This is a genomic window from Candidatus Bathyarchaeota archaeon (assembly GCA_026014465.1).
Lineage (GTDB): Archaea > Thermoproteota > Bathyarchaeia > Bathyarchaeales > Bathycorpusculaceae > JADGNF01.
Map to the genome: position 1 here is coordinate 1,157,626 of JAOZID010000010.1, position 12,786 is coordinate 1,170,411.

The 12,786-nt window shown below is 48.7% G+C and carries 14 protein-coding genes; 1 reads left to right on the top strand and 13 read right to left on the bottom strand.

The features are described from left to right. Window positions 1-130: 130 nt before the first annotated feature. The 5 genes from NWF04_08090 to NWF04_08110 all read right to left on the bottom strand — a co-directional run bounded on the left by NWF04_08090 (window position 131) and on the right by NWF04_08110 (window position 5,221). Window positions 131-1,477, bottom strand: coding sequence for an FAD-dependent oxidoreductase (locus tag NWF04_08090; protein MCW4006532.1), 1,347 nt, complete (start codon window positions 1,475-1,477; stop codon window positions 131-133). Window positions 1,478-1,487: 10 nt separating this feature from the next. After that, window positions 1,488-1,898 carry a glycine cleavage system protein GcvH gene (gcvH, locus tag NWF04_08095; GenBank protein ID MCW4006533.1) on the bottom strand — a complete coding sequence of 137 codons (411 nt, stop codon included), beginning with the start codon at window positions 1,896-1,898 and terminating at the stop codon, window positions 1,488-1,490. An 85-nt stretch (window positions 1,899-1,983) separates the two neighbouring features. Continuing rightward, window positions 1,984-3,078, bottom strand: coding sequence for an inositol-3-phosphate synthase (locus tag NWF04_08100; GenBank protein ID MCW4006534.1), 1,095 nt, complete (start codon window positions 3,076-3,078; stop codon window positions 1,984-1,986). A 28-nt stretch (window positions 3,079-3,106) separates the two neighbouring features. Then, window positions 3,107-4,339 carry a hypothetical protein gene (locus NWF04_08105; GenBank protein MCW4006535.1) on the bottom strand — a complete coding sequence of 411 codons (1,233 nt, stop codon included), beginning with the start codon at window positions 4,337-4,339 and terminating at the stop codon, window positions 3,107-3,109. A gap of 6 nt (window positions 4,340-4,345) precedes the next feature. Next, window positions 4,346-5,221, bottom strand: coding sequence for a hypothetical protein (locus tag NWF04_08110; protein ID MCW4006536.1), 876 nt, complete (start codon window positions 5,219-5,221; stop codon window positions 4,346-4,348). A gap of 220 nt (window positions 5,222-5,441) precedes the next feature. Here NWF04_08110 and NWF04_08115 point away from each other — a divergent pair, with 220 nt between their 5' ends. Beyond that, on the top strand, window positions 5,442-5,816 hold the full coding sequence (locus NWF04_08115) for a hypothetical protein (protein MCW4006537.1): 375 nt from the start codon (window positions 5,442-5,444) through the stop codon (window positions 5,814-5,816). A gap of 142 nt (window positions 5,817-5,958) precedes the next feature. Here NWF04_08115 and NWF04_08120 read toward each other — a convergent pair whose 3' ends face one another. The 8 genes from NWF04_08120 to NWF04_08155 all read right to left on the bottom strand — a co-directional run bounded on the left by NWF04_08120 (window position 5,959) and on the right by NWF04_08155 (window position 12,638). Beyond that, window positions 5,959-7,455: a CoA-binding protein gene (locus NWF04_08120; protein ID MCW4006538.1), complete on the bottom strand. Its 1,497-nt coding sequence runs from the start codon at window positions 7,453-7,455 to the stop codon at window positions 5,959-5,961. Window positions 7,456-7,563: 108 nt separating this feature from the next. Then, the gene (locus NWF04_08125; GenBank protein MCW4006539.1) at window positions 7,564-8,388 is read right to left on the bottom strand and encodes a coenzyme F420-0:L-glutamate ligase; all 825 of its coding nucleotides are present in this window, start codon (window positions 8,386-8,388) and stop codon (window positions 7,564-7,566) included. An 87-nt stretch (window positions 8,389-8,475) separates the two neighbouring features. Beyond that, window positions 8,476-9,273: an S-adenosyl-l-methionine hydroxide adenosyltransferase family protein gene (locus NWF04_08130; protein MCW4006540.1), complete on the bottom strand. Its 798-nt coding sequence runs from the start codon at window positions 9,271-9,273 to the stop codon at window positions 8,476-8,478. 60 nt (window positions 9,274-9,333) lie between these two features. Then, window positions 9,334-9,618, bottom strand: a complete 285-nt coding sequence (locus tag NWF04_08135; GenBank protein MCW4006541.1) for a MoaD/ThiS family protein — start codon at window positions 9,616-9,618, stop codon at window positions 9,334-9,336. 19 nt (window positions 9,619-9,637) lie between these two features. Further along, window positions 9,638-11,014, bottom strand: a complete 1,377-nt coding sequence (locus NWF04_08140) for a glycerate kinase (GenBank protein ID MCW4006542.1) — start codon at window positions 11,012-11,014, stop codon at window positions 9,638-9,640. Between the two features lie 93 nt (window positions 11,015-11,107). Then, the gene (locus tag NWF04_08145) at window positions 11,108-11,479 is read right to left on the bottom strand and encodes a hypothetical protein (protein MCW4006543.1); all 372 of its coding nucleotides are present in this window, start codon (window positions 11,477-11,479) and stop codon (window positions 11,108-11,110) included. Window positions 11,480-11,501: 22 nt separating this feature from the next. After that, window positions 11,502-11,738 carry a 30S ribosomal protein S17e gene (locus NWF04_08150; GenBank protein ID MCW4006544.1) on the bottom strand — a complete coding sequence of 79 codons (237 nt, stop codon included), beginning with the start codon at window positions 11,736-11,738 and terminating at the stop codon, window positions 11,502-11,504. 99 nt (window positions 11,739-11,837) lie between these two features. Then, the gene (locus NWF04_08155; protein MCW4006545.1) at window positions 11,838-12,638 is read right to left on the bottom strand and encodes a TatD family hydrolase; all 801 of its coding nucleotides are present in this window, start codon (window positions 12,636-12,638) and stop codon (window positions 11,838-11,840) included. Between the last annotated feature and the right edge of the window lie 148 nt (window positions 12,639-12,786).

The window sequence follows — 12,786 nt, forward strand, 5'->3', positions numbered from 1 at the left end:
CGACGCAACCAAACCCGTTTTCAGGCTTTAAAACAAAAAAACACGCCAAATTAGGGTTTCCTGTAGAATAGGGGGTAGGTGTACTGTGGCGTAAAAGAAAAGTTAACAAAAGAAGAAAGGGAGGGGCTGCTTAGCGCAGTCTCATGAGAATCATTTCGGCGGCGAGCACCATGGGATCCCAGGTTTCGTTTAGTGGGGGTGCGTATGCGGTGTCTGCTTTGGCTAGGTCGCGTACGGTCATTTGTTTTTGTATGGCGAACGAGAGGGCGTTTATGCGTTGGGTGACTTCTTCTCCGCCGACGACTTGGGCGCCGATGATGCGTTGGGATTCTTTTTCGACGATGAGTTTGACTTTTACGGGTTTGGCTGTGGGGTAGTAGTCTGCTTTGGTTTTGGAGGTTATGGAGCCTGTGACGTATTGGATTTTGTTGCGTTTGGCGGTGTTTTCGGTTAAGCCTGTTACGCCTGCTTCGATTTCGAAAAGGCGGGTGACTGCGGAGGCGAGGATGCCTGTGAATTGGGAGTAGCTGCCGGCTGCGTTTGTTCCTCCGACTTTGCCTTGCCTAACGCCTATGGTGCCGAGTTGGGCGCACATGGGTCTGTGGGTTAGCATGTTTGCGCTTTCTGCGCAGTCGCCTACTGCGTAAACGTCGGGGACACTGGTTTCCATGCAGCCGTTAGTTTTTATGCCGCGGCTCTCGCCGATGACAATGCCTGCGTCCATGGCTAGTTTAGTATTTGCGCGTACGCCAAAAGCGCTGATGAACAGGTCAGCTTCGATTTTTTCGCCGCCAGCCATAACAGCCGTGACTTTATCATCACCTAGGAATTCTTCGACACCTTTGCCAGTGAGGATGCACATGCCTTTTTCTTCAAGGTGTGCTTGGACTTGTTTTGCCATATCAGCATCAAGCATGGCAGGCAGGATTTGGGGCAGCATCTCAACAAGGGTAACTTTCAAGCCGCGTTCAATGAGGGCAACTCCGGTTTCAAGACCAATCAAACCCGCACCCATGATGACTGCGGATTTTGCGCCGCTCCTAACAGCTTGCCTGATTTTTTCGCCATCCTCCAAAGTTCGCAGGCTAAGAATGCCCTGTTTTTCTCTGCCCTTAATTGGGGGCATGAACGCGTCTGCGCCCGTGGCAAGTATGAGGCTGTCGTAGGGCAGGGTTTCGGTTTTGCCGTCTTTGTCAGTGTAGGTCACTGTTTTTTCTTTGGTATCTATGGCTGTGACGTTGGCTTCGCTTTTGAGGTTTAGCTTGAGCATTTGGAAGTAAGCTTGAGGATAAACAATTAGGTCTTTGAAGGAGGCAATTTGTCCACCAATAACAAAGGGCAGTCCACATCGTGAGTAACCAGCGTTTTTTTCGCGGTTTAGCAAGGTGATTTCTGCTGTGCGGTCTTTTTTGCGTGCCGCCGAAGCTGCTTCAACGCCTGCAGCGTTCGCTCCGATAACTATGATACGTTTAGCCATGTGAACGCCTTCATTTGCCTTGGTTCTTGTGCCATTCTACTGCTTTGTCAAAATCCATCAAGTTGGCAAGTTCAGCTTGCAGGTCTGCGGGTTTAACAACCAAAAGCCAACCTTGCTCGTAGGGTTCTTCGTTAAGCAACTCGGGGGTTGAGGAAACTTCTTCGTTGACTTCCTCGATAGTTCCGCTTATTGCGGAGATAAGGTCAGAAACAGCTTTTACGGATTCCACCGTACCATAAGGTTCACCCTGCTTTACTTCAGAACCAGCAGAGGGCAATTCAGCGTAGACAATTTCGCGAAGGGACTTCTGCGCGTAGTCAGTGATGCCCATGCGGACTTTGTCGCCTTCCACTTTAATCCATTCAAAATCATTCGAGTAATAGAGGCCTTCAGGCACTTCGTATCCTTCTACTTTAACCATTTAGCTTGCACCTTCTAACTAGGAATAAAGCTTGAGTACCGAAGCTTAAAAGTCTTCACAAAAAAGAAGAAACAAAAAAAGATGGTTAACGGTCTTTTTTGCCGTCTATCCAGTCTTCGGTCCATTGCCTTGCGACGGAATCAGGCACCTGAACAGGCGGATGCTTAAACGCGTAGGAGGGCATACTTAGCAGGGCACCTGAGATTTTGCGGTCTAACGCGATTTTGGCTGCGCGAATAAGGTCGATGACGACGCCTCCGCTGTTTGGGCTGTCCTCCACTTCAAGTTTGGCGCTAATGTTAATGGGGCGGTCACCAAACTTTCTGCCCTTGAGGCTGATGTAGCAGATTTTTTTGTTCTGCAAAAAAGGCACAAAGTCCGAAGGACCAATGCGGGTGGGCAAATCGTAGGGAACTAGGCTAGTGACGGCTTCAGTTTTGCTAATCCGCTTGGATTTGAGGCGGTTCTCCACAGTCATATTCTGAAAGTCCGTGTCGCCGCCAAGGTTAAGCTGATACGTTTCGTCGACGATCACGCCGCGGTCTAAGCAGAGCCTAACTAGGGTGCGGTGCAGAATCGTTGCGCCGACTTGGCTTTTGATGTCATCACCCAAGATGGGTACGCCTGCTTCTTCAAATTTGGCTGCCCACTCTTTGTTGGAGGCTATGAATTCGGGCATGCAATTCACAAAGGCACATCCCGCGTCCATGGCTGCTTGAGCGTAGAAGCGGGTGGCGTCGTGGCTGCCTACGGGAAGGTAGTTAACCAGAACTTGGGTTTTGGTTTCTTTGAGGATTTTGACAACGTTTGCGGGGTCGTAGTTGCTGTCGTCATAAACATTGAAGGTTTCACGCATGTGAGGCGCTACGCCGTCTAAAATTGGCGCGGACGAGACGGTGACGCCTAAGGGTGGGACGTCTGAGAATTTTTCGCAGCAGTTGGGTTTTTCCCATATGGCTTCGGAGAGGTCTTTTCCGATTTTGTCTTTGTTAACTTCAAACGCTGCCACGAACTTTAGGTCCCGTATGTGGTACCCGCCGTAGTTCACGTGCATAAGACCAGGCACGGTCTCATCGTCTTTAGCGTCTTTATAATATTGGGTTCCTTGAATCAGAGCACAAGCACTATTACCCACACCAACCAAAGCTACACGAATCTCAGGCAAACCAGCACCATCCATCAATGCTCACAGCTAACACGAATCTGCGCTATAACTTTTTTCTTTTTCTAACAAAAACCAACAAAGCAACCACAACAAGAATTACGGTTAGGATGATTGCAGCGGCGGTTACAAACGGGTTAAGCGAAGGGGAAGCGACTTTGGCGTATCCGAGGGGCGTGTATTTTTGGTTGAGGGTTATGTTAGTGGTTGTTTGGTTTACGCCGCCAAGAAGATAAAATGTGTCGTTCACGTTTTCTATGGCGTAGCTCCATCGGGTAATTGGCATGGGGACTCCAGTAGTCCAAGTGTCAGTTTTGGGGTCGTAAACTTGAGTGATGTTTGTGCGAGAATAGTTGGTGGTAGTACATCCGCCAAACAAGTAGATGTACGTGGGAGTTGCTGTTTGGGTGGTTGTGCCTGTTGTAGCGTCAAAAACGCCAGTTGGCATTGGTGCACCTTGGTTCCAGCTGTCGGTTTGGGGGTCATAAACCTGCACTGCATCAAAAACCGTGGTGGGATAGGGTGTTTTGTCTGCGCCGCCGATTAGGAAGAATTTGCCGTTGAGGATAACCCAAGAGAATTTTGTGACGAGTATTGGCGGGTTTGAGCCTTGGAGCCACGTGTCGGTTTGGGGGTCATAAACCTGCACGGTTAAAGCGGTTTGGTTTGTTTTGCCAAAGACGTAGATTTTGCCATCTAAAACCTCTGAAAAACCGCCGCTAACCGCCAAAGGAATAGACGCCGCCAAGCGCCACGAGTCAGTTGTTATATCGTAGACTTCGTTTTCGACAAACGGCAAAGCATCAGTTGCCCACGGATTTGTCGTGTGACCCCCTATCACGTAGATTTCGCCATCAACAACGGTGGCGTAGGGGTTCATTCTTGTCGTTGACATGGACGCTTTTGTTGCCCAAGCATCGGTTGCAGGGTCATAAACAAGCGCGGATGGCGGGTTAGTTCCCTCGCCACTAAAGCCACCTACAAAGTAGATTTTGTCTTCGTAAACAAGCAATGAGGCACCGTAACGGCTAAGCGGCGTAGGGGTTTTTGTTTGCCAATTATCTGCTTTGGGGTCGTATTCGTAATTGATGAGCATGTAAGAGCCGTCGCTGTTGTTTACGTAGTCGCCGATGGCGTAGATTTTTCCGTTTACAACTGCGGTGTTAACAGACTGCCACGGCGAAGGCAAAGGAGACAATGTAGTCCAAGAATCCGAACCAGAAAGGGCAGCATTCGCTAGAAGGATAAGAAGCAAAAGAATGGAAAATATTTTGTTCATTTGCGATTAACTCCTGCTTTTCTGCATACGCTTTGCCAAAACAGCAACCGCAGGCAACACCACAACGCAAGCAAACATAATCACCCAAGCAGGGAACTCGGGGACAGAAGGCGAAGGCTTCAGAGTTTGGCTAGGAGAAGTCGAAGGAGAAGATGGGGGGGTTTGTGAAGGCAAAGTGGGAGTTGGGGAGAGCGTATTTGGATTTATGTTGAAACGTATTGTTTCTGAAACGCCTGTGTTTTCTGAAGTAGTTGCTGCATAGACGAAGAGGTTGTGGTACCCGTCAGAAAGGTTGGTGAGGGTTGTGTTTCCCGTTATGGAAACTGGAGGGTTGTGGTCTAGACGGTAGCTCATGGTCGAAACGGGTTTATCCACAGTAAAGGTTAGCGCCACAGATGGGGTTTTGTATGTTGAGGTTGTGGGGGAGAGTATGGAAAGGTAGGGAGCGTTGAAGTCTATGGTGAAGTGGCTGGTTTTGCTGTTTTCAGTGGTTAAGTTGTAGATGCCACAGTAGGTTGCGTAGACGGTTATGTTGTGTTTGCCTTGAGGTAACACGGGCAAAGCGGCTTGCGCCGTAACGGTGGAAAAGAAATCCTCGCCTAATCCCAGATAAACTGTGGATACGGAAACGTTTTCTTCACCATCTAAACTGTACTCAACCTGTCTTGTTGCGTTTTCGAAATCAAAAAACGCACTGAGCGTCACGTTGAGCAAAAGCGAACCCGAATTATACGTCTTATTAGCAGGAGACCCAAACACTATTCCAGGCGGACCAGGAACAAAATTTGCCTCCGCCACTTCAAACTCCAAACCCGCAGGTAACAAAACCAGCAAACCCAAAACCGTCAACGTCGCAGCCACAAAGAAGCAAGGCTTTTGCATAGCCACCACAAAATAACAGACTACAACTGAGCCTAAGAGGGTTTTTGTAAGAGTTTCTTGACTAGAAAGCCAAATCACCACAAGGGCAAGTCAAAGTTTCTTGACCCGTCAGCTGTAAAACAAAAACAAAGCAGAACGTAAAAGCCGTGGCGTGGGAGGATTATGGTAAGATTAAAAAGGGAACTGGGGTTTACATTGGTTTGATGGGTTGATTGTATTTATGAGTAGTAATGAGAGTGAAGTAAACATAAGGTATGAGCCGTTTAAGGAGATAGTTGTTATGGAGCAGACAAAGTTTGCTTCTCCTGATGAGATGGCAAGGTTTACATCGGTTATTGCGGGCGGTAAACTGGCGGGGCTTTACTGGGCGGAAGGCGTGGTTTTCTTGTATTTTCCGTTGCCTCCCTCGAATACGGCGGTTGCCAAGATGCTCATAGAAAACGGTAAAGTCTACTGGACGTTTCTGGGTTACGCAATTATGCCACAGTACCAAGCCATCATAGAAACCAAAGAAAAAATGATAGTTCCCGTCATCGACATATCAAACAACCCTATGCTACGCAAAGTCGCCAAATGGCTCAAAGAACAACAATAAACAAAACCCAAACAACAAAACACAGAAAAAAATCCGCTAACCCCCACAGCTTTTATTGGCAAGTTGACAGCGGCGAAAGCAACATCAAAAATTTATAAGAACGCCGCAGGTTAAAGGCTACACAGTTCAGCTTTAGGGGGGGTTATTTTTTGCGTGTTTTTGCTAGGAAGTCTTTGATGTATTTTTCTGCGCATCCGTTTTTTTGCAGGTAGGCGCCGTAGGTTGAGAGTGCTTTCATGGAGCGGGCGGCGTCTTCAGGGGAGGTGTAAGAGGGAACGCCAAGTTTGTCGAAGCGGCTGCGGGTGTAGAGTGCCATTTCGGTTTCGCCTATGTCGCACATGACGATGGGTTTGGTGTATTTGCGTGAGATTTCGCAGATATCGTCGATGTATTTTTCGCGCAGCCCAGGCATGTGATGCAAGCCAAGGAGGATGATGCCGTGTATGTTGGGGTCTTTGAACATGATGTCGGCGGATATGGTGAACATGTCGTCGGTGACGGAGCCGGTGAGGTCAACGGGGTTGTTGGTGGCGGCGATTTTTAGGATGGTGCCGTCTTCTTTGAGTTTTTGGAATTGCTCAGCGGTTTCTTTGGAGAACGCGTTTACGGTTAAGCCTAAGAGTTCGCATTCGTCCACGGTCATGACGCCTGGTCCGCCTGCGTCGGTTAGTATGCCGATGTTTTTGCCAAGGGCGGGGGGCTGCATGGCTAAGACTTTGCCGATGTCGAAGAATTCTTCCATATCACGGGCGCGTATTATGCCTGCTTGCTCGAACGCGGCGTCGTAGACTTTGTCGGAGCCTGCGATGGCGCCTGTGTGGGAAGCTGCTGCTCGTGCGCCTGCCGCGCTTTTACCCGACTTGATGACCACGACGGGTTTTTTCACGGTGACTTTTTTGGTGACGTTTATGAATCTACGCCCATACTTGATATCTTCCAAGTAGACAAGTACGACTTTGGTTTCTTTGTCGTAGAGCATGTAATTGATGATCTCGGCTTCGGTTACGTCGCATTTGTTTCCAAAACTGACAAATTTGCTAACGCCCATCTGGCGACCTGTGAGGTAGTCTAGGGCGGCTACGCCAAAGGCTCCGCTTTGGGTTACCATGGCTATATCGCCTGGGAGGGGTCGGGGCGTGGCTATGACGTCTTCTCCTGTGGTTAGCACTTTGGTTTCAGGCAAAAACAAAGAGTCCACGCCAGTTTTAGAGTAGTAAACGCCAAGGCAGTTAGGTCCCAAGATACGTATGCCGCCTTTCTGCGCGATTTCCACGACTTCGTCTTCAAGTGCGGTGTTGCCGACTTCTTTGAAGCCAGAGCTGATTATGGCGGCGGTTTGAACATTTTTGGTTATAGCTTCTTCCATTACGCTGGGAACCACTTTTGCAGGAACAATAATAACAATAAAATCAACATCGCCTGGGATAGCCTTCAGTGAAGAGTAGCAGCGAAAACCCAAGATTGAATCGTCCTTGGGGTTGACGGGGTATAGTTCGCCTTTGAAGACGCCGCGTAGTTTGTTGGTTGCAAAGTTTTTGAAAATCACATATCCAGCTTTGTCCACCTTTTTGGTGGCGCCGATAACAGCGACAGAACGAGGATTAAAGAAGGCATCTAACTTTTTGAGTGTTTCTTCCATGGTTTATCCCAGCCGCGTCCGTTAGAATTATGCTCTGTTTTTTATGCTTTACTGCTCAAAAAATCAACTCTGGTTATATGCGACATGGTCAAGAAATGCTGCTTCAAACTAAACAGAGCAAAATTTGCGTGCTCTGCGAACCAAAACCACAGGTTTATGGTGTATCTGTGCAAGCATATCCCAGGTCACCGCGGTTGGAGCAACTTTGAAGCGTGCAGCCATATCCCACACAGTCGCGCCTGAGCCAGGTCCGCTGGCGTGGTCTGCAACGTTAGCTATAGTCAAAGCTTGAGATGCTGCAAGAGAAGCCCCCGCAACAGCAAGAGGCGTAGGGCGCCTGCGAAGCTTAAAGAATCTGCCCACAACATATGCGAAGACTGCGCCGTGGGAGTGGATGCCAACGAGGGGGTTTGGGCGTGGGGTGAAGTGGTAGTTTTTGAAGGTGTAGGTTTTGTCGGTGTCCACGATTAGGACGGCAACGTTTTTGTGGGTCGTGGTGTGGATTTGTTTTTGGATTTCTTGAGCTATAGCTTTTGGGTTGTTTAGGGGCAAGCAGACGTAGGCGTAGGGCAAGTTGGAGCCGTCTATTGCGCCTTCTGAACCAAACAGTAGAGCCTGCCAAAAACCCGCATACTCCAAGGAGACCTGTTTGTGAGCTGCACCCTCCCGTGGATACTGTTGTAGCCTGCGGCGCAAGCGTTGTCCAAGGCGGCAAACAACCCCCAAACAGCCCCCCCAAACATAAGGCATCCAAAAATTAGCCAAAACCCGCGCAGTGAACCCAGCCTCAAAAACTGATTCATCCACCAAGTTCCCCCGCGCAGTTGACAGCGCTTTTTCAGAGACCACCACAAAATCGCCATCCTCCACCCTACCCGATACAGCCCTTGCTATCTCCAGAGCATAATCTGTCTTGGGCTTCCAGTAAGCCATGTGAAGTGCCAAAGCATGATACTGGGTCATGTCCTTCTACAGAGGCACTTCTTGCGAGATTATTAAAAGATTAAGCTCCAAAACAGGCTACACAACAGAAAAAACGATTTTGTCCCCCACGCGGATTTGAAGTTTATCAGCGGTGCTACCTTGGTTTAGGGCGATTTCGAGGTAGCCGTGGCTGCCGACAAGAAGCAAAGGCTGCTTTGGTTCAACGTCGCCGTAAGTCTTGGAAAAACCAAGCTTCAACTGCGCACAAGGCAACTCCACAGCAAACAAATCAACATTCAAAGACTTAACGTCCACAGGGTACACATTAGTGATTACGTTGCCAAAGCCATCCACATGCAAAACCTCCCCCATCACCCGAGTTTCTTGGACGGCAACAGACGCAAAAGTAGGAGTTTCCAGTTCATCAATGGCTATTTTTTCCCCAAATGTGTCGATTGCTACACCGTTTGCGAGATGGGCGGCTGCAGGGGCGAAGATGTCTCTGCCGTGGAAGGTAGAGCAAACGTGTGGGAGGGTGAATTTGGGGTTTGTGATTTGGTGAGCGGCAATTATGGTTTGGGGTTTGGCGGCTAATAAAAGCAAGCCGTTGTCGGGTCCAACAAAGAAGCCTTTTTTGGTTTGTATGATGATGGGGCGTCGTTGGGTGCCTACTCCTGGGTCTACGACGGCGACGTGGATGGTACCTTGGGGGAAGTAGGGGGCAGCGCAAGATAGGGTGTAGGCCCCGTTTCTTATGTTGAATTTTTCTATTTGATGTGTTGTGTCCACTATGGTTGCTTTGGGGCACAGAGTAAGGATTACGGCTTTAAGTTGGGCTGCGTAGGGATCTTTTAAGCCAAAATCGGTTGTTAGGGTAATTATTTGCGGAGGCATTTTCGTTGCTCTACAGTAAGGGGTGTTTATGCTGAAAACGTTTTTGCCTACCAGGCAGGTTTAGCCGCCGTGTACTACAGGTATGAAGACTATTTCGTCGCCGTCTTTTATGGGGGTTTGGAGCCCTTTGAGGATGCTGATTTCTTTGCCGTTAACTAAGATGAGTGCGTTGGGTTTGGGTTCTTCAAGCTGCTCGTCTAAGAGGCTACTACGCATTTGGGGCGCAACCTTGGAGAGTTCGTTAATTAACTCGAGCATGGAAAGCGGCTGTGGACAATCAAGGAAGTAAGTGTCTTTGCCGATGGCGTGGCGCAGTGCCCCAATAAACTTCAAAGTCAAGGTCATAACGTTTGCTTCCTGCCAGTTATAGGAGGACAATTACGGATATATCGTTGACATTTGTTCCTGTGGCGCCTGTGAAGATTTGGTCTTGGAGTTTTTCGAAGAACGGGTAGGAGTCGTTGTCTGCTAGGAGGTCTTGCGCGTTTAAGCCTTGTTTTTGGGCTTTTTGCAGGGTGTTCTCATCAACTATTGCGCCTGCAACGTCTGTTGGTCCGTCTACGCCGTCTGTGCATAAGGAGGCAACTACGCAGTTTTTGATGTTTTGGAGTTTTAGGGCAGCGGCTAGGGCAAGTTCTTGGTTTCGTCCGCCTTTGCCTTCTCCTTTGACGGTGACGGTTGTTTCGCCGCCTAAGACAATTCCTGCGGGTCGGGGCACAGGATTTCCTGACAAGTCTACTTCGCGGGCAACTGAAGCGAGCATGGTGCCTACGTGTCTTGCTTCGCCCTCTAACGTGGAGCTTAGCAGCAGCGTGTTTAAGCCTTCAGATTTTAGGCAGTCAATTACAGCTAAACTGGCAAGACGGTTATTACCCACAACCACATTGTGAACTCGCTCAAACGACTTATCCCCCGGTTTAGGAGTCTCAGCAACGGCACCGGCAATGCCGTCAAGCAAAAACTGGCGTACCGAAAGCGGCGTGTAATCCCACAGTGCGTACTTGTCAAGAATGTTTTTGGCGTCAGAGAAGGTGGTTGGGTCGGGCACGGTTGGTCCTGAAGCGATTACGTCTAGGGGGTCGCCTACTACGTCGGAGAGTATGAGGTTTAGGACGGTTGCGGGGTAGGCTTTTTTTGCGAACCAGCCTCCTTTGAAGGCGGAGGTGTGTTTGCGTATGGAGTTGATTTCGTTTATGGTGGCTCCGCTTCTTAGCATGGCGGTGGTGAGGGCGCATTTTTCTTTTAGGGTGATGCTGTCTGCGGGCAGGGGCATGAGGCTTGAGCCGCCGCCTGAGATTAAACAGATTATGAGGTCATTTTGGGTGGATTTTTCGACGAGGCGTTCCATTTGTTGGGTTCCGTTTATGCCTGCTTGGTCGGGGGTGGGGTGGCGGGTTTGGTTTAACGTGATGATTTGGGTTTGGGGTTTTTCGCCGTAGGGTATGTTTACAAAACCGGTGGTTATGTAGTTACCAATTAAGTCTTCGAGGGCTTGAGCCATTAACCCTGAAGCTTTGCCTCCGCCCACCACGTAGACATGTTCAAAACGGCTTAAGTCAAAAGAGAAATCCTCTACGCTTAACGTGCTGTTTTTTAGCGAAAGCCTAGAACGCAAAAGAGTCTTTGGGTCGATAGCGTTTAGGGCGCATTGGAAGCTTTTGAGAACTATGTCACGGGCTTTTTGCAAAGTCGGCGTCTCACCGTTCTTGACAAGCTGGTTCTGGTTAGCTATTTGAAACATCAAAATACTCCCGCAAACAAGGCTACCACAAAAATAAAGAGTAAAAGCTAATAAACAATTGTGCACCGCCAAAAACCCAAAAGAAGCCGTTGGTTAGTTGTTTTGTTTTTGTTGGGTCAGGGTTTCTACGAAGTGGGATGCTGCTTGTACGATGTTGTCGGCTTGTTTCATCATGGCTTCGCTGTTGATTTCTTCTAGTTGCCCAAGCTGCTGTACGGTTTCTTCGATTTCTACAAGAAAATTCAGTATGGAATCGTCTTCGTTTTGGGGGTTGCCCATTTCTTCTCGAACCAAGATTTCGATAAACGCTGGTTCTCCAAGGCTGTAGTGGATGGCGCTTCGGGCTTTGCGGATGGCTTCCATCATGAGGCTAGGCGCCATGTAAGGGATTTTCTGTGCAGCTTCCAGTTCAGCTTTAGCTTCGCGAAGGTACCGTTGCGCCCATCCTTGCCTGTACGCGTCCATCAGGGGTTCCCCCATAAACAAGTTATACGTCTATTTCTTCTTCAAGCAGGTCGTCTTGGTCAGATTGAACATCCTGAGACAACGCTAAGGTGCGGGTTATGTATCCTGCGACTTTGTTGCGTATGCGGGTGGTGGTGCCTTGTGTTAGCTGGTCAACGGCGTGTTTGTTGTCGTCAAAGGTTACTCCGAATTTCTCTGGATAACGCGCCATGAGAGCTTTGCCCAAGCGTTTTACCTGTTCTGTTTTTACTTTTCCCATGTTTTGTATTCCTCCGTTATTGTGAACGGTTAATTTTGGTGTTTGACGCTTAGAAGCGTGAAAACAAGGTTTCAATAGAAGTGGGGGTTAATTTTAAGCTTACTGCTGTGCTTGGTTGGAAGAATCAAGTTTTAGGTCAAAGAACGCTTCAAAATTAGACATCACCTGTTCAGCGACGTCGTCGGGCTTCATGTTTTTGATTTCAGCCACCGCAGAAACCACCTCACTTACAAATGAGGGCTTAGTCATCTGCCCGTTGAAAGGCGCCTTGCGGAAAATCACTGGCCCGTCGGTTTCAGTTAAAAAATTCTCCAAAGGAACCGCAGTTACGACATCGCGTATGCCCTGCGAGTACACGACGGGGGGACCTTCGGTTATGTAGTAGCCGTGGTCTACGGCTTGTTTGAGCGCGGTCATGGGGTGGCTAAACCAGTGCAGCAAAACCCGCTTCAGATTGTACGAGGGCAACATGTCCACGATAAAGGAGGTGGTCCCGCGTGAGTGTATTATAGCTGGCAGGTCGAGTTTTTCGGCTAGATGTAGCATTTTGTCAAAGACTTTGAGTTGGCTTTCCCAGATGGATTCGTATTTGCAGTCTAACCCGATTTCGCCTATGGCTAAGACGTTGCCTTTCTGGTGCTCTTGCAAGATGAGCTCTGTGAGTTCTTCGGTTTCGCCTGGTTTGAGGACATTAACGTTCCAGGGGTGAATGCCCAAGGCGACATGCACTAGGTTGGGATGCTGCTGGGCAAGTTTTAGGCACTCAACGCTTGTTTGGTAATCCATAGCGTTAGATACCATCGCAGTTACGCCTGCAGCTTTGGCGTCCTCTATTAGCATGTCGGCGCATCCAGCGTACTGGGCGTCAGTAAGGTGTATGTGAGCATCCACTAATCTCATGTCTAAGACCTCGTCGCCAATATACCCAACAATGAGTTTTAAAAATTTTCTTTTTCCTGACAAAAACACAGTCGTAGCGGGCTAATTTAAAGAAATAAACAACAACAAAGGTTAAATATGGCTTCAAAAAGAAAAAGAAGGCACTGAG

Excerpts from the sequence above, each read along its gene's own strand:
- NWF04_08130 (MCW4006540.1), bottom strand. The coding sequence starts at position 9,273 with ATGCCTCCGCAAATAATTACCCTAACAACCGATTTTGGCTTAAAAGAT.
- NWF04_08110 (MCW4006536.1), bottom strand. The coding sequence starts at position 5,221 with ATGCAAAAGCCTTGCTTCTTTGTGGCTGCGACGTTGACGGTTTTGGGT.
- NWF04_08090 (MCW4006532.1), bottom strand. The coding sequence starts at position 1,477 with ATGGCTAAACGTATCATAGTTATCGGAGCGAACGCTGCAGGCGTTGAA.
- NWF04_08145 (MCW4006543.1), bottom strand. The coding sequence starts at position 11,479 with ATGGACGCGTACAGGCAAGGATGGGCGCAACGGTACCTTCGCGAAGCT.
- NWF04_08140 (MCW4006542.1), bottom strand. The coding sequence starts at position 11,014 with ATGTTTCAAATAGCTAACCAGAACCAGCTTGTCAAGAACGGTGAGACG.
- NWF04_08115 (MCW4006537.1), top strand. The coding sequence starts at position 5,442 with ATGAGTAGTAATGAGAGTGAAGTAAACATAAGGTATGAGCCGTTTAAG.
- NWF04_08100 (MCW4006534.1), bottom strand. The coding sequence starts at position 3,078 with ATGGATGGTGCTGGTTTGCCTGAGATTCGTGTAGCTTTGGTTGGTGTG.
- NWF04_08155 (MCW4006545.1), bottom strand. The coding sequence starts at position 12,638 with ATGAGATTAGTGGATGCTCACATACACCTTACTGACGCCCAGTACGCT.
- gcvH (MCW4006533.1), bottom strand. The coding sequence starts at position 1,898 with ATGGTTAAAGTAGAAGGATACGAAGTGCCTGAAGGCCTCTATTACTCG.
- NWF04_08125 (MCW4006539.1), bottom strand. The coding sequence starts at position 8,388 with ATGGCTTACTGGAAGCCCAAGACAGATTATGCTCTGGAGATAGCAAGG.
- NWF04_08105 (MCW4006535.1), bottom strand. The coding sequence starts at position 4,339 with ATGAACAAAATATTTTCCATTCTTTTGCTTCTTATCCTTCTAGCGAAT.
- NWF04_08150 (MCW4006544.1), bottom strand. The coding sequence starts at position 11,738 with ATGGGAAAAGTAAAAACAGAACAGGTAAAACGCTTGGGCAAAGCTCTC.
- NWF04_08120 (MCW4006538.1), bottom strand. The coding sequence starts at position 7,455 with ATGGAAGAAACACTCAAAAAGTTAGATGCCTTCTTTAATCCTCGTTCT.
- NWF04_08135 (MCW4006541.1), bottom strand. The coding sequence starts at position 9,618 with ATGACCTTGACTTTGAAGTTTATTGGGGCACTGCGCCACGCCATCGGC.